We start from the raw sequence: 15,239 nt of genomic DNA, 5'->3' as shown, positions 1-15,239 counted from the left end.
ACAACTAAATTCATGAAAATGAGGCACAGCCGGTTGGCTGTGCCTTTTGCATACAAAAATTGTAATTGTAAAAGGAATGTGCTATGATGAACACAACAAAAAGCGAGCAGATCCGGGCCGGTCTGCAAAAGAGCTTTTGGAGCGGAACATCCGCTAAAGCATCTACCGTCTGCTACGGCTACAGTATGGCATCCACAGGTAATCTGTTGATCTGTCCTACCGAGGCAGTCATTGTTTTTCATATCTTCGACTGCTTTATTTTGGGTGACAGCTTGGGCAAGATTGTCGCGTTCCTGGTGCATATGGGAATACCCCCTCCCACTTGAAAACCGACATGGAGCCGTGAAATGATTTCCAAGCTTCTTGAAAACGAGAAATATGTAGGCGATGCCGTTTTGGGAAAAACGCAGGTGAAAGACGGCGTCCAAATTAAGGTGTTTGATTCAACAATACAGACTACTATAAAAATCACCACCCAGCGCTCATTTTCAAAGAATTATTTGATGCCGCCAACGGAAAATATCTGACCAGAGAAAAACGTGGCAGCATACTGCCGTGTCAGCACTCATACTCCGGAACAGCTTGTCAGTTTGTCGGCGCAGGAGTGCTACTATGAGAAGCGGATCCGAACAAATCCCTACTGGACGTTTGCGAGAGTTTACTCAGACATTAGAAGCGGCACTTAGAAAAAAGGACGGCGCAGATTCAGCCTTGATTTCAGCTTGGAAGCGGGGTAAGATCTACATGGTCCTTACGAAGTTGGCCCACCGATTTGGCCGGAACACTGCGGATGCATTAGAAACCATTCGGATGCTGCGAAGATGGAATGTGGATATTTACTTTGAGCAGGAAGATATCTACTCACTTTACGAGAGTTCCGAGTTTATGCTAACACTGAATTGTGCCAAAGCCTCGGAGAAGAGCCACTCCAACAGCCAAGACATCAAGTGGGGGCTACAGAAGTCTTTTGAGAACCCTGATTTTAAATACTATCAGCGCAAGTGCTATGGATATACCCATGATGCAGACGGTCGCCTTGAGGAAAAGCCACATGGAGCCGGGAGACGTTGAGGAAGATTCTTAACAACGAGAAGTATTCTGGGAATGGTGATTTTGCAAAAAACTTTCGTGGAGAACTTCCCAGAGCATAGACAACTGAAAAATAATGGGTAGTTGCAAAAGTATTTGATGGCTAAAAATTGCCAGCAATTATTGGGGGAAGACACTGAATGCGGATGTGACAGTGTGTAGGAGCAATTATATAGGACTTGTTATGTGAATAATGTGCTGTTGGACAGGTTGTGGAGTTTAACAATTATGAGAACTTTACTTTAGGTTTTTTATGATGCGCCATATGAGAGTCCTAAGATACAATCATAATTCGTTCCGAACGACGGAATGTGATAAAAATATTTGGAGAGGAAGTATAAAATGGGTTCAATAAAAAGTGACGTTAAATCAGTTTTTTTGTCTCGTTATCCAGATCAAGAAAGCCTTCTTAAATCCTTTCTCAACGGATTTGATATATCATATGCTGAAAAGAAAAGTCTCAATAATACCATATTGTTTGTATATCTTTTAAAGCCCGAGGACTATTTAAGTGATGCCTTTGGTATAGACAAAGAAATACTGTTAGCGTATTCTCCTTATGACACATTAGAACCTCGTACAATCCAAGCTGTCAACATGATGTTTGATGTTTTTCCGTTCAAAAACCGTGTTGACACTCTAAACTGTTTTGTGGTTTCTAAGGATTGTGGTATATTGAATTACGCAGGCATTACAAATTTTACGGAGGAACAATCCCGCTGCATTGTACCGTTTGTTTACGAGGAGCTAATTCAAGGTGCACATGATAACTGGTTTATTAGGAATCAGCTTCGAAAATATTTTTACGATGTGGATTTATTTGGTTACACGCTTCCCTTGAGAGATGAAACATCATTCTTTGGTCGCCAGCAAATAGTTGCAAGATATATTGATGCAATTAAACGGTGTGAAAACCGAGGTATCTTTGGAGTTCGAAAAACAGGAAAGACATCACTGTTGTTTAAAATTGACAGAATTATAAGGGCTCAGCATATTGGATTTGTTTTCTTCTATGATTGCAAATCCCCCTCTTATAGAAAACTACATTGGAATGAGCTTTTAGGTGAAATCTGTGACAATATTGCCAAGCGTTTAAAGATAAATATTAGAAAGGAATATGATGAGAAAGGTATTATAAAAAGTTTTCGTTATGTCGTCCATGAGGCTGCATTACGAAACAAGAAAATAATTATAATGTTTGATGAAATTGAGTACATATCATTTAAGAGTATTCTGGATAGTCATTGGCAGACGGAATTTATAGACTTTTGGCAGACTATTTGGTCTGTTCAAAGTATTCACCGAAACCTGGTATTTATTTTATCAGGCGTGAATCCAAGTGTAACGGAAGTTGATACAATAAATGGTATACAAAACCCTTTGTTTAGTATTGTTCAATCCGAATATTTACAAGGATTAACAGAAGAAGATACTCGTACAATGATTCGAACTCTTGGAAAGAGAATGGGTATTAAAATTAACCATACCGCTATAAGTGTTCTGTACAAGCAGTTTAATGGGCATCCCATGTTATTACGATTGGCATGTAGCTATATTAACCGCCAGTATAGCGCACAAAACCGGCCCATCAGCATATCTGATACCAATATTTCAGAGCTGCAGGAAGGTATAGATACAGAGCTTGCGTACTACTTCAAACATATTGTTTCTGAAATTCAACAGTTTTACCCAGATGAATATGAAATGTTTGAGATGCTTGCATCAGGGCAAGTCGCCGATTTTATTGAATTGTCCTCAATGGTAGACTACTCTAAACACCTTTATAGCTATGGACTTGTTGCAAAAGATAGTAATGGAATCCCAGTCGTAAACATACCAGTTGCAGGAAGATATGTTGCTATGGAGTTGGCAAAAAAAGAAAATCGTACATCTCTTTATCGCTTAGTAGAAAAAGAAAAACGAGACGATTGGATAACTCAACGTGTTAAATCTATTATACGCGACCTTCGCCAACTGGAATCCGCTATTCGCAGTTCTGGGAAAAATAAATTATTTGGTGAAAACTCCTTTCCCGAGGCCGAAAAATTTGCAACCATAAAACCAATCATTACCGAATCCGATTTTGAGACCTTTTTTAATATTTGTAACCGTTGCTTTGTGGAGTCTATAGAAAACTACGGAAAATCAATTTCAAAAAACAAATATTTTTGGACAGATATTAAATCTGACTTCCCTTTGCTTCATAAAGTTCTTCACAGAATTAAAGTATATCGTCATTCTCAAGATCACTTGGAGTTAAATCCCACCGTCTCTAGACAATATCAAGAGTTTTGGACAGAGGATACAAATGGTTTTTCCGATATACGGGATCAGCGATTTGCTGTTCAGCAAAAACTTCTTGAGAACTTTTTGGCCGCTATACAACTAGAAATAACTGATATTACTTGAGGATAGAGTCCTTTTATAATCACGACGTTCAATTATTAGCATTTTAACCATCTTAAGTTTCCTCCCATAAACTGGCGCCAAGGCTTTTTTAAAATGTAACAGTAGCCATCTTTGATTTCCAAAATCGGTGAGCTTCGCAGTTTATTTATACTACGTTGCTGGCCCTTGACTGCTGAACTTACGATTATCTATTAAAATATCGCAACCCTTGCTGCAGAACTCTTGTAGCCCTGCATCTTTTTCGTCAGCACAAGGCAAAAAAGAAGGAATTTTGTCAACTGACAAAATTCCTTCTTTTTGCTCCCGTGCCGCTCTGCTCCGAAATTTACACCAGGTTTCCAGCAAGGGTCCTAATGAATCCCGCGTCACTTTCAGCAATATAGGCCAAAAGCTGGGACAGAACCGATGTGCCCCCACGTTTGTGTTGTTCTGGCTTTTTTGTTATGATATGAGTATAGGTTATTTATATTGGCCTGCAATCCGCCAAAACAAATGCCCCGCAACTTGTAGTTGCGAAACTTCCATGTTCATTTGGTGGAGTCCGGCTCCAAAAATTGTTATGCTGCAGCCATGGAAGGAGAGGAGCGCTATGACATTCGGGGAAAAACTCCAACTGCTACGAAAACGGCAGGGTTTATCCCAGGAAAAGCTGGCGGAACAACTGGACGTATCCCGGCAGGCCATTTCCAAGTGGGAGCTGGGAGAGTCTCTCCCCGATACCGAAAATGTGGTCCAGCTCGGCAAGTTGTTTGACGTCTCAATCGACTATTTATTAAAGGACGAGTTCCTGCGGGAAGACGGGATTCCTGCGGCGCAAAACAACACGGCCGGCTCACAGCGTAAATTCCGCTCCAATATACAGCTTGTGATCGGTATCATATGCACCGCCATCGGCTGTATTGGAAATATTGCGCTGATGGTTCTGTCCACCATGATAGAAGTCCATGTAACCAAAACGCGGATCCTGCCTGACGGCTCCGTTCAATCCTATGGCGGCGGAGACGTGCTTGGATATGACTTTGGGACGTTCATCAGCGAGTATCGGCTGCAGGCACTATTGGTAATCTTTCTTCTTCTCGTGATCGGCGGCATCGCGGCCATATGGATATCCCGCATGAACTCAGACCGACAGCCCCATTGATCCATCACCCAGGCCGGCAAATACGATTCGCCCATCTATTTTGACTTTTTGACGCAAAAAAGGACGCGCCGCATTCTGGATGCGGCGCGTCCTTTTTTATCTATATTTTTGCGACAGCGCAGGTGGTCTTTTGTGGAAAGTTCTCTCCGTCCGGCTTTCTCAATCACCCGCTGCCGTTTTGCGGAAAAGTCTTTTTCAGCGGCCCTCAGTGGTGCCTGTCCCCATGATGTTCCCCCGCGCCGCAGCCTTCGCCGGGAAATGTCCACGCCCCTCCGTTTCCCGCCCCGCTGCCGTGGGACATGTGGCACCGCTCGATCTGCTCCTCGATCTCGCCGATGCCGCAGTGGGCGTATTCCGTAATGTCCACCCCGGGGTCCGCCGCCTGGAGCTCCAGCAGAGCCAGGTACTTCCCCGCCGTCATGCCGTAGCTGTGGGCCTCCTCCACCAGCGCGCCGTCCACCCCGTGGCAGGACACCCGGGCCTGTGCCCCCACCGAGGCGGAGGCCGTCTCGTCCACCAGGGCCAGCAGCCGCCCGGCCAAATCCTCGTCCTCAGACTGGACCGTAAGGGTGACGTAGTTCTCCCGCTCCAGGTAGGGCTCCAGATAACCGCTGTCCAACAGCGCCGCCACTGCCCGCTCCGCCGGCATCCCGTTCACGGTACCGGCCTCCAGCAGGGCAGCCCCCTCCGCGTTCAGGGCCCGGGCAGACACCACCCGCTCGAAGCGGTTCAGCGTCAGCTCCACCGACGGGTTCACGTCCATACTCACCAGCGCCGCGGGGCTCAGCCAAAGCCAGCTCCCGCCGCCGGCCAGCGCCAGGACCAGGCAGGCCGCCGCAGCGGCCAGAGCCCCCGCTTTCCCACGCTGTCCCGGCAGAGGCACCACGTCCCCCGGACGCCACTCCGGCCGGGCGGACACCGCCCGGAAGCCCCCCGATCCGTCCAGGACCACCGCCCTGCCCCCGTTACATTCCAATACCACGCCCGTCTTCACTCCGCCGCCTCCCCCTTGGGTAAAAATGCCCGGATCCCCGGGTGGTCCCCGGTCAGCAGGACCGCCAGGGCCGCGATATATTTTCGGTGCTTCTCCACCGTCTTTACCGACAGCCCAAACCGCCGGGCCAGCTCGCCCTGGGGAAGCCGTCCCGTCCGTCTGAAGCCGGCGCGCAAGGCCTCGTCCGCCGCCACACAGGCGGCCAGCCGGAGGCACTGCGTCCTGGCCCGCCGCTGCCTGGGGCAGGCTTGGGGCAGCTCCGCGAAGGTCACCCCGCACAGGGCCAGATCCCGGTCAAACTGCTGGATCTCCTGGGCCAAGGCCTGCCGTTCCAGCTCCCGGTCCCAGACATCGCCCACGGCCCGCTCCCCCTCCCGGAGGGGGACCACGTTTCCCGCGTGCCGCAGCTCCCGGCGACTCTCATCCAAAAGGCGGTTGCGGATACAGACCTCGGCGAAGGGAAGAAAGGCCCCCCGGGGGGGAGCGTACCGCCGGACGGCCTCCGCGAAGGCCACCATGGACAGGCTCAGCCGGTCGTCATAGTCCAGCCCGGGCCCGCCCTGTGCGGCCTGCTTCTTCAAAAAGGGCAGGTAGTCCCGCACCAGCTCCTCCATCGCCTGCCGGTCCCGCCCAGCGGCCAGGACCCGCGCTTCCAGCTCCTCCACTCCCACACCCCCTTGGTTCTAGAATACGCCCGCCGGGCCGGTTTTCATAGGGCAAAATAATATTTTTTTCTCACCCTACGTTTTGGAACTTCTCATTCGTATCCTATCTTAGACAAAATGAAGGGAGATCCTTACCATGAAGCTGAAACAAACCCTGGCGGCCACCGCCGCCTGCGCCCTCCTCCTGGGGGCGGTCACCCTCCCCGCCTCCGCCCACGGCGGGCGACACCACAATGCCTCCCCCTCCTACGCCGTGTGCGCGGTGGAGGGCTGCGCAGAGACCGGCCGCCACACCCACGACGGCGTGACTTACTGCGGCTACGACCATGCGGGCGGGACCTGCACCGGCGCCTCCTGCTCCGGCGGCGGCCACTCCTCCGGCCGCCACGGCGGGCGGCACTGCTGATCCTCATGAGACGCCCCGGCGGCAAATCCGCCGGGGCGTCTCATATTCCCAGACCTTGTCTAAAAACCGTTTCTTTCTTCTCCCCCACATGCGGGTCTGCCCAGACCCTTTCGACAGCGGGCCGGTGTTCCCACCGGCCCGCTGTCGTTTTCACAGTCCGGCCCCCGTGGCCTTCAGCCGTTAAGTTTCTGTAAATTGTTCTCATACCGGTTCCTTTTGGGCCATAAATATGTTAATATTATGACAATAGGTTTTCAATAGGCCCACCGCTTTTCCGCGGCGGCGCCGTTACGACAGGTCAGAAAGAGGTGTTTCGTGGGTAGGCCGAATCAAATCATACTGGAAAAAAACCGCACCATCCTGATGGAGAAGCTGAAGGAATCTATTTCCTCCGTGCTCCCCGTGACGGGGATCGTCTTTTTACTGTGCTTCACCATCTCGCCGGTGCCCAACGACCTGCTGATGGGCTTTGTTCTGGGGGCCGTGATGCTGATCCTGGGTATGGGGCTCTTTACCCTGGGGACCGACCTGGCCATGACCCCCATCGGAAACCACGTGGGCTCCGCCGTCACCAAGTCCCGCAGCGTGTGGATGATCGTGCTGGTGAGCCTGCTGGTGGGGGTCTTCATTACCATGTCCGAGCCGGACCTCCAGGTTTTGGCGGAGCAGGTGCCCGGCATCCCCAACATGACATTGATCCTGGCCGTAGCCGTGGGCGTGGGCTTCTTCCTGGTGGTGGCCATGCTGCGGATGCTGCTGCGGATCAAACTCTCCCACCTGCTCATCGCCGTCTATCTCTTCGTCTTTCTGCTGGCCCGGTTCGTCCCCCGGGAGTTTTTGTCGGTGGCCTTCGACTCCGGCGGCGTCACCACCGGCCCCATGACAGTGCCCTTCATCATGGCCCTGGGCGTGGGCGTGGCCGCCATCCGCAGCGACAGCAACGCCGAGAACGACAGCTTCGGCCTGGTGGCCCTCTGCTCCGCCGGGCCCATCATCGCCGTGCTGGTCCTGGGCATCGTCTACGGCGACGTGGCGGGGACCTACGTCCCCGTGGCCATGCCCCAGATCGCCGACTCCAAGGAGCTGTGGCTGCTGTTTCTCACCGCCTTCCCCAAGTATCTCAAGGAAGTGGCCCTGGCCCTGTGCCCCATCCTGGTCTTTTTCCTCCTGTTCCAAGTCACCAAACTCCACCTGCCCAAGGGGGAGCTCATCAAGATCTGCGTGGGGCTGGTGTACACCTACGTGGGGCTGGTCCTCTTCCTCACCGGCGTCAACGTGGGCTTCATGCCCGTGGGCAGCTTCATCGGCCAGCTCATCGGCGGCATGTCCCACAACTGGATCATCATTCCCATCGGCATGGTCATCGGCTACTTCCTGGTGGCCGCCGAGCCGGCGGTCCACGTCCTCAACCGGCAGGTCTACACCATCACCGCCGGCTCCATCCCCCAGAAGGCCCTCTCCACCAGCCTGTCCATCGGCGTCTCCATCTCCGTGGGCCTGGCCATGCTGCGGGTGCTGACCGGCCTGCCCATCCTGTATCTTCTGGTTCCAGGTTATCTGCTGGCCGGGGTCCTCACCTTCTTCTCCCCTCCCCTGTTCACCGCCATCGCCTTTGACTCCGGCGGCGTGGCCTCCGGGCCCATGACGGCCACCTTCCTCCTCCCCCTGGCCATGGGGACCTGCAGCGGCGTGGGCGGCAACGTGGTGGTGGACGCCTTCGGCGTGGTGGCCATGGTGGCCATGACCCCCCTCATCACCATCCAGCTGCTTGGGATCTACCACAAGTACCGCTTCCGCCCGGAGGAGGTCCAGGAGGAAGAGGCCGCTTCGGAGGACGAGGACGGCGGCGACATCATCACATTTTAAAGAGGAGCCGGCATGAGTAATATGTACTATATGGTCACGATTACCAAGCGGGAATACGGGGAGGAATACCTGCGCTACCTGTACGGCGGCGGGGTCCACTGCCTGTCCGCCGCCCTGTGCGAGGGTACCGCCCAGCAGAAAACCCTGGACCTGCTGGGATTGGAGAAAACGGAAAAGGTCATGATCTCCTCCATTGTCTCCAAAGACCTGGCCGGTGAACTGCTGCGGGGCCTGATGCGGACCATGCGGATCGACGTGCCCGGAAACGGCATCGCCTTCACCGTCCCCCTCCAGAGCGTCGTCAACCACTCCAGCCTGAAATACCTCACCCAGGGCCAAAATTTTGAATCGGATAAGGAGCGCGAAATGGAAGAGAACCGTTACTCCCTCGTGGTCGTGATCGCCCAGAACGGGCATACGGAATCGGTGATGGACGCCGCCCGCAGCGCCAACGCGGGGGGCGGCACCATCGTGCACGCCAAGGGCATCAGCGAAAAAAGCGCCGCCCAGTTCTTTGGCATGTCCATCGCCTCGGAGCAGGACCTCATCTATATCGTCTCCAGGCAGAGGGACGAAAAAAACATTATGCGGGCCATCATGGAGCACGCCGCCGCCAAGGATGGGGGCGTGCAGGCTGTCTTCTCCCTGCCGGTGAACCAGGTGGTGGGCCTGCGCAGCCTCCTGGACGACTGACGTGATAAAAAGCCGCCGCCCCGGCCGGGGCGGCGGCTTTTTCGCGTGTCAGTGATAAAAGACCTGAAAGAACTCCTCATAGGTGTCCTTCAAAAATCCCAGGTGCTCCTTCATATAGAAATAGGCAAATTCCCCGTTCCCATCCCGGATGGCCTCATAGATCTTCTCATGCTGGCTCTGAAGCTTGGCCGCTACGCTCTTTTGACGAAAGGGGGGCACCAGCTTCACCATGGGAGGGGCGTTCTCCAGCTCCAGAAGCCGGTCGAACATGTCAATGAGCACCTGGTTGTGGGTGGCGGCGATTATGGCCCGGTGAAAGCCCTCCAGCTCATCCCCGCCGGCGCTGAGGTAGTCCCCGATAGCCCGGCGCTCCTCCTCGTCGGCCCGGAGGGCCACCTCCCGGGCCGCCTCCGGCTCCAGAAGGATACGCAGGTTGGTGGAGTCCAGAAAGGTCTGGGGGTATCCCCCCTGGACCGCCTGGCTCTCCGCCAACTGCTGCCAGTCCATAAGCAGGTAGCTCCCCTTCCCTTTCACGGTCTGGATCACGCCCGTCTCCCCCAAAAGCCGCAGGGCCTCCCGCACCGTGATGCGGCTGACCCCCATCATCTCCATCAGCTCTTTTTCGCTGGGGAGCAGATCGCCCTTTTGGTAGATTCCCTGGGCAATCATGGTGTTGATCCGCTCCACCACTTGTTCATAGAGCTTTTTCCCCGAGGTCACTTTCGTCATCTCTGGTTCCTCCCATCCCGGGTCTGTCATTCATGTCTTACAGTATAACAGCGCCCGGAGGGAAATGCAAACGGAAACACCCGATCCGCTCCCGGATCGGGTGTTTCCGTTTGGAGTTTAGAGAAAGGAGGTGTATCCAAAACAGTCCTAAGACTGTGTTTGGCCGGTTAATTCCGCTTCCTTGGCCCGCTTTTCCTTCCGGGAGCTGTCCAGGGTGATGAAGCACACGCTGGTGAGGATGAGGACGCTGCCAACCACCACGCCCACGGTGACGGGGTCGGCGAACCAGATGGTGCCGAAGACCACGCTCACCACCGGCTCCAGCATGGACAAAAACGAGGCGGTGGAGGCCCCCAGCTTTTGGATGCCGAACATCATGAGGAAGTAGCCCCCCACGGTGGCCAGGCCGGAGCAGACGATGAGCTGGAACCAGCTCACGGGGCTGGAGGGCACCGCCAGGTTCCCCGTGGCGGGGGCCAGGACGGCGAAGAGGAGGGTCCCGGGGAGAGAGACGTAGAAGAGCTTTACCTCCAGCGGCAGGTCGTTGGCGGGGCCCTTCTCGTTGGCGATGAGGTAGGAGCCGTAGGTCAGCGAGGAGATGGCCGCCAGGGCGATGCCCAGCACGGGCAGGCTGCCGTTCTTACCAGTGAGGAAGAACATCCCGGCGATGGAGACTACGATGGCCGCCACCTGGAGCTTGGAGAAGCCCTCCTTGAAGAGGGTGCCCATGACGATACACACCACCGTGGGATAGAGGAAGTGGAGCATGGTCACGGTGCCCACGGGCATGAAGAGGTAGGCGGTGTTGATGAGCATGGCGGTGGCCACCATGCCGGTGAGGCCCATCAGGACCACCTGGATGAGCTGGGGGCGGCTCAATTTCAGGCTGCGGCCCCTGCCCAGGGAGACCGCCAGGGTCACCAGGGTGATGATGAGGTTGGTGAAGAACATCAGGCTGAAGATGGGCAGGCCGTCCACCATCAACTGCTTCTGCATGGAGGGCATGACGCCCAGGATGGTGGCCGAGGCCACCACCGCTAAGATTCCTTGTCCCATGGCGTCTCCTTACTGCCGGGCGGGGGCCCCGTTGACCCCCGCCTGGCGCAGGGCGGTCTGCCGGGCGTGGAAGTCGTTCTCGTCCAGCAGGGTCAGCGCCCCCGTGGGGCAGACCTTCACGCAGGCGGGCGTCATGCCGTTCTCCTGCCGGGTGAAGCAGGCGTCGCACTTGCGCATCTTGCCGTTCAGATCGAAGGTGGGCACGCCGTAGGGGCAGGCCATGGCGCAGGAGTGGCAGCCGATGCAGCGGGTGTTGTCGTAGAGGGTGAAGCCGGTGTCCGGGTCCTTGGTGAGGCACCCGCTGGGACAGCCCACCACGCAGGGGGCGTCGTCGCAGTGCATGCAGCTCACGGAGTAGAACTCCAGGTGCCGGGCCGCCTCCAGGGTGAAGGTGTGGCGGAAGGGCTGCTCCCCGCCGGGGATGTCCACGTCGTTCTGGTCCATACAGGCCAGGGCGCAGGCCCCGCAGGCGGAGCACTTTTCAGGGTCGAAAAAGAGGTATTTTTTCATACCGCATCATCCTTTCTCACCCCACAGCGGGTGGAGCGGTAGGCCGGGAAGCCGGAATAGGGGTCCAGATGGTCGCTGTCCAGGATGCTGTTGGCGTCGGCCTCGGAATAGCCGTGATAGAGGTTCACCAGCCCCTGGGGCATGGCGGGGGTGGGGTGGACGAAGACCCGGACCTCCCCCCGCTCGGTGGAGATAACGATGCGGTCCCGCTCCTTGAGGCCCAGGGCGGCGCAGTCCTCCACGCTCATGTCGGCGGTGGGGTCGGGCCGCAGGGAGCGGTTGTTAGGGCAGCCGTGGAGCCGGGAGTGGATGGCGTGGGGGATGCGGGAGCCGGAGGTGAAGGTGAAGGGGTACTTCCTCTCGTCGGCGGCGTCCAGGGGGGGCGTGTAGGTGGGCAGGGCGTCCAGGCCCCACTCGGGGTGGGCCTCGATGATGGCGGACTTGAGCTCGAACCTGCCCGTGGGGGTGCGCAGGCCCTTTTTCACGTGCTCCAGGGGCTCGAAGCGCTCCACCTCGGCCACCTTGATGGGCAGGTCGGCCTGCTTGAGCTCGGCGGTGGTCACGTCCAGGTCCCGGATGATGTTCTGGACGCAGGCCTCGTAGCCGGCCTTGAGGAGGCCGTCGTCCAGGTCCAGGCGGTTGGCCAAATCGCACAGGATGTCCACGTCGGACTTGGCCTCCCCCAGGGGGGGGATGACGGGATTGGTGTAGATGGCCACGCCGCCGGGGTAGGGCTTGAACTCCCCCCGCTCCATGGAGGTGCAGGCGGGCAGGACGATGTCGGCGTACTTGGCGGTGTCGGTGAGGAAGAGGTCGGTGTCCACGAAGAAGTCCAGCTTTTGGAGGGCGGCGAACATCCGCCCGTCGTCAGGCCACATACGGGCGTTCATGCCCAGGGCAAAGACGGCCTTGACGGGATAGGGCTCCCCGGTCTCGATCTGCCGGGGCAGGTCCATGGCCTGCATCTCCCCCTCCAGGTGGTTCCACAGGGGGAAGCGGTCCCCGCCCACGGGGACGGGGGCGTCCTGGGGCTTAGTGCCGTACTGGAACTCCTCCTCGTGGAGGGGGAAGCCGCACTCCACGTGGATATAGGTATGTACCACCGGGCTCTGGCAGCCGGGGCGGTCGAAATTGCCGGTGATGGCCAGCAGGGAGATGATGGCCCGGTAATTCTGGAAGCCGTTTTTGTGGTGGGGGATGGGGGCGGAGGACTCGTAGGAGGACATGCGCTCGCTGGAGGCGATGAGGTCGGCGGCCTTCACCACGTCGGCGTAGGGCACCCCCGTCAATTCCTCGATGTTCCCGGCGTGGAAGCCCTTGACGTACTCGGCGTACTCCTCGAAGCCGTATACGTAATTGGCGATGAACTCTTTGTCGATCTGCCCCCGGCTGATGAGCACGTTGGCGATGGCGTGGGCCAGGGCGCCGTCGGTGCCGCTGCGGGGCTGGAGGAACACGTCGGCCAGCTTTTCCGCCGCGGGGGTGTAGCGGGTGTCCACGATGAGGAACTTCACCCCCCGGGCCTTGGCCTCCATGGCCCGCTTGGCGCCCATGTAGTTGGAGTAGAAGGGGTTGTAGGCCCAGCCCAGGAAGAGGTCGCAGTTGGCCATGTCGGCGGCCCCCTGGTCCCCGGCGGCGGTCTTCCAGGCCATGAAGGCGGCGGTATAGCAGGAGCTGGACTCGCTGCCGTAGTTGGGGGAGCCGAAGGAGTAGGCAAACCGCCGCAGCATGGGCCGGTACCACTTGGAGTAGCCGGAGTAGAAAGCCACGGACTCAGGGCCGTACTGGGCCTTGGCGGCGTTCAGCTTTTCGGTGATTTCAGCGTAGGCCTCGTCCCAGGAGATGGGCTCGAACTTGCCCTCCCCACGCTCCCCCACCCGGCGCAGGGGGGTCATGATACGGTCCTTGCGGTACAGGTACTGCCGGTTGGCCAGGCCCTTGGTGCAGAGCTTGCCGTCGTTCTGGGGGTGACCGTCGGTGCCCTCGATCTTGATGACCTGGCCGTCCTTCACGTAGCAGCTCAGGCCGCAGTGCATCCCCGGCGAGCAGATGTCGCAGATGGAGCGCTTGACCTGGATGCCGGTATCCGCCCCGGGGATTTTGGCCCGGAGGCGCCGTTCCTCGTTTGTCATACCATTCCCTCCAAAGTGTCGATGAAGTCGCCTTCCAGGCCGTAGCGCAGGAGCTGGCCCCGCTGCTCGGGGGTGAAGCCGCTCTTCTCCCCCCGCAGGACCTTGACGAGATGGGCCTTCAAAATGCCGCTGATGCCGTAGTTGTCCAGGATGTTGAAGCCCACGGGCCAGCCGTCCTTCAGGACGGCCTGCAAATAGAAGCGCCGGTCGGGGCTATAGTACTGGTACACCTCGCCGGTGGCCCGGTTGTCCCCCAGGCCGATGAAGTCCATGTCCAGGAAGTGGGTGATGTTGTGGAGGATGTTGCCGTCGGTCTCGTCCCCCACCCCCGCCATGTTCCGCCCGGCCACCCGGCCCTGGACGCCGGCGTTGGCCCACAGGCCGATGATCTGGGTCTGGCCGGACTGGAGGTTCCTGCCCTGGCAGCAGTCCCCGGCGGCGTATACGCCGGGGGCGGAGGTCTCCATCCTCTCGTTGACCACCACGCCCCGGTCGATGTTCACCTGGGCGGGGTCCAGCAGCCCGGTGGCGGCCCGGGTGCCGATGTTCAGCACCAGCAGGTCGGTATCCAGCGTCTCGCCGTCGGCGAAGGTCACCCGGTAGCCCTCCGGGGTCTTTTCCGCCCCGGCCAGGGCCCGGCTGAAGGCCATCCGGATGCCCATTTTGTCGATGCGCTCCTCAATCATGGCGGAGACCTCGGGGTAGGCGGCCAGGGCGAAGATGTGGGGGGCCATGTCGGCCAGGGTGACCCGGATGCCCCGCTTTAAGAGCAGTTCCGCCACCTTGATGCCCACCATGGATGCCCCCACCACCACGGCGGAGCGGTACTCCCGTTCCTCCAGGGCGGTCTTGAGGCCCACGGCGTCGTCCACCGTCCGCATGCAGAAGGCCCCCTCCACCCCGGCGAAGGAGGGCGGCACGAAGGCGGTGGCCCCGGTGGAAACCAAAATCTTGTCGTAGCTCCGGACCTCGCCGCTCTCCAGCGTCACCGTGCGGCGCTGGGCGTCCACTTTGGCCGCACGGGTGCCGGTGAGGAAGCTGGCCTCGTACCGCTGCCCAATTTCCTCCAGGGTGCCGAAGGGGAACAGCCCCTCGTAGGGCAGCTTGCCACCCACGTAGTAGGTGGTGAGCATGGGGTTGTAGGGGGGCAGGTCGGTCTCGGTGTACACGTCCACCTGGGCGCCGCACCCCGCCTGCCGGATGGCCGCCAGAGCTTGGTAGCCCGCGCAGCCGAAGCCGATAATGGCAAATCGTTTCATAGCTGTGTTCTCCTTTACGGAAGGCGTCTTCCAAAACTGGTGCTCAGGGAGGCCCCCTGCGCGAAGGGGCTTCCCTCAGCACCCACCCGGAGCAGTTTGCGGAATAAACGGCAGGAAAGGAGGCCGGGAAAAATGGATACGTGACAAGGCGAAGGACGCCGACGGGCTGACGCCCGTCAAGGACGACAACGAAGTCACGTGCGATTTTTCCCGCCGAACTACTGCCGGTTATTTTGCAAGCTGCTCCAAGGGAGGAGGGATGCCACAATAGGCATCCCTCCTCTTGGGTG

Annotated in this window: 15 protein-coding genes; 8 read left to right on the top strand and 7 right to left on the bottom strand. The window is 57.4% G+C overall.

Translation table 11 applies throughout. The features are described from left to right. Positions 1 to 83 precede the first annotated feature (83 nt). The 5 genes from AAEU42_RS04020 to AAEU42_RS04000 all read left to right on the top strand — a co-directional run bounded on the left by AAEU42_RS04020 (position 84) and on the right by AAEU42_RS04000 (position 4,639). Complete coding sequence (locus AAEU42_RS04020; RefSeq protein WP_342232244.1) at positions 84 to 326, top strand: hypothetical protein; 243 nt, start codon at positions 84 to 86, stop codon at positions 324 to 326. 21 nt (positions 327 to 347) lie between these two features. Continuing rightward, on the top strand, positions 348 to 527 hold the full coding sequence (locus AAEU42_RS04015; protein WP_342232243.1) for a hypothetical protein: 180 nt from the start codon (positions 348 to 350) through the stop codon (positions 525 to 527). Between the two features lie 85 nt (positions 528 to 612). Beyond that, positions 613 to 1,071, top strand: a complete 459-nt coding sequence (locus AAEU42_RS04010) for a recombinase family protein (RefSeq protein WP_342232242.1) — start codon at positions 613 to 615, stop codon at positions 1,069 to 1,071. A 342-nt stretch (positions 1,072 to 1,413) separates the two neighbouring features. Beyond that, complete coding sequence (locus AAEU42_RS04005) at positions 1,414 to 3,498, top strand: AAA-like domain-containing protein (RefSeq protein ID WP_342232241.1); 2,085 nt, start codon at positions 1,414 to 1,416, stop codon at positions 3,496 to 3,498. Between the two features lie 589 nt (positions 3,499 to 4,087). Continuing rightward, positions 4,088 to 4,639, top strand: coding sequence for a helix-turn-helix domain-containing protein (locus AAEU42_RS04000; protein ID WP_342232240.1), 552 nt, complete (start codon positions 4,088 to 4,090; stop codon positions 4,637 to 4,639). A gap of 205 nt (positions 4,640 to 4,844) precedes the next feature. Here AAEU42_RS04000 and AAEU42_RS03995 read toward each other — a convergent pair whose 3' ends face one another. Both AAEU42_RS03995 and AAEU42_RS03990 read right to left on the bottom strand, forming a co-directional pair. Further along, positions 4,845 to 5,633, bottom strand: coding sequence for an anti-sigma-I factor RsgI family protein (locus tag AAEU42_RS03995; RefSeq protein ID WP_342232239.1), 789 nt, complete (start codon positions 5,631 to 5,633; stop codon positions 4,845 to 4,847). Further along, complete coding sequence (locus tag AAEU42_RS03990; RefSeq protein ID WP_342232238.1) at positions 5,630 to 6,298, bottom strand: sigma factor; 669 nt, start codon at positions 6,296 to 6,298, stop codon at positions 5,630 to 5,632. The genes AAEU42_RS03995 and AAEU42_RS03990 overlap by 4 nt, the downstream gene beginning before the upstream one ends. A 136-nt stretch (positions 6,299 to 6,434) precedes the next feature. Between AAEU42_RS03990 and AAEU42_RS03985 the strand changes: the two genes are divergently transcribed. The 3 genes from AAEU42_RS03985 (at position 6,435) to AAEU42_RS03975 (ending at position 9,263) form a co-directional block, all read left to right on the top strand. Then, entirely contained in the window at positions 6,435 to 6,704 is a 270-nt protein-coding gene (locus AAEU42_RS03985; RefSeq protein ID WP_342232237.1) for a hypothetical protein, read from the top strand. Between the two features lie 363 nt (positions 6,705 to 7,067). Then, a complete protein-coding gene (locus tag AAEU42_RS03980) occupies positions 7,068 to 8,570 on the top strand; it encodes a DUF1538 domain-containing protein (protein ID WP_342232236.1) in 1,503 nt (500 codons plus the stop codon). 12 nt (positions 8,571 to 8,582) lie between these two features. Next, the gene (locus AAEU42_RS03975) at positions 8,583 to 9,263 is read left to right on the top strand and encodes a P-II family nitrogen regulator (RefSeq protein WP_342232235.1); all 681 of its coding nucleotides are present in this window, start codon (positions 8,583 to 8,585) and stop codon (positions 9,261 to 9,263) included. Positions 9,264 to 9,311: 48 nt separating this feature from the next. Here AAEU42_RS03975 and AAEU42_RS03970 read toward each other — a convergent pair whose 3' ends face one another. From AAEU42_RS03970 to AAEU42_RS03950, 5 genes are all read right to left on the bottom strand, one after another. Continuing rightward, positions 9,312 to 9,992 (bottom strand): FadR/GntR family transcriptional regulator, encoded by a 681-nt coding sequence (locus AAEU42_RS03970; protein ID WP_342232234.1) that lies wholly within the window; start codon positions 9,990 to 9,992, stop codon positions 9,312 to 9,314. A gap of 147 nt (positions 9,993 to 10,139) precedes the next feature. Continuing rightward, positions 10,140 to 11,048 carry a DMT family transporter gene (locus tag AAEU42_RS03965; RefSeq protein ID WP_342232233.1) on the bottom strand — a complete coding sequence of 303 codons (909 nt, stop codon included), beginning with the start codon at positions 11,046 to 11,048 and terminating at the stop codon, positions 10,140 to 10,142. A 9-nt stretch (positions 11,049 to 11,057) separates the two neighbouring features. Continuing rightward, entirely contained in the window at positions 11,058 to 11,558 is a 501-nt protein-coding gene (locus AAEU42_RS03960) for a 4Fe-4S dicluster domain-containing protein (RefSeq protein WP_342232232.1), read from the bottom strand. Beyond that, positions 11,555 to 13,690, bottom strand: a complete 2,136-nt coding sequence (locus AAEU42_RS03955) for a molybdopterin-containing oxidoreductase family protein (RefSeq protein ID WP_342232231.1) — start codon at positions 13,688 to 13,690, stop codon at positions 11,555 to 11,557. The genes AAEU42_RS03960 and AAEU42_RS03955 overlap by 4 nt, the downstream gene beginning before the upstream one ends. Then, positions 13,687 to 14,949: an NAD(P)/FAD-dependent oxidoreductase gene (locus AAEU42_RS03950; RefSeq protein ID WP_342232230.1), complete on the bottom strand. Its 1,263-nt coding sequence runs from the start codon at positions 14,947 to 14,949 to the stop codon at positions 13,687 to 13,689. Before AAEU42_RS03950 ends, AAEU42_RS03955 begins: the two co-directional genes overlap by 4 nt. Positions 14,950 to 15,239 lie beyond the last annotated feature (290 nt).

The sequence above is a fragment of the Pseudoflavonifractor phocaeensis genome (genome assembly GCF_038439875.1).
Lineage (GTDB): Bacteria > Bacillota > Clostridia > Oscillospirales > Oscillospiraceae > Vermiculatibacterium.
This window is presented reverse-complemented; position numbering and strand designations above follow the sequence as displayed.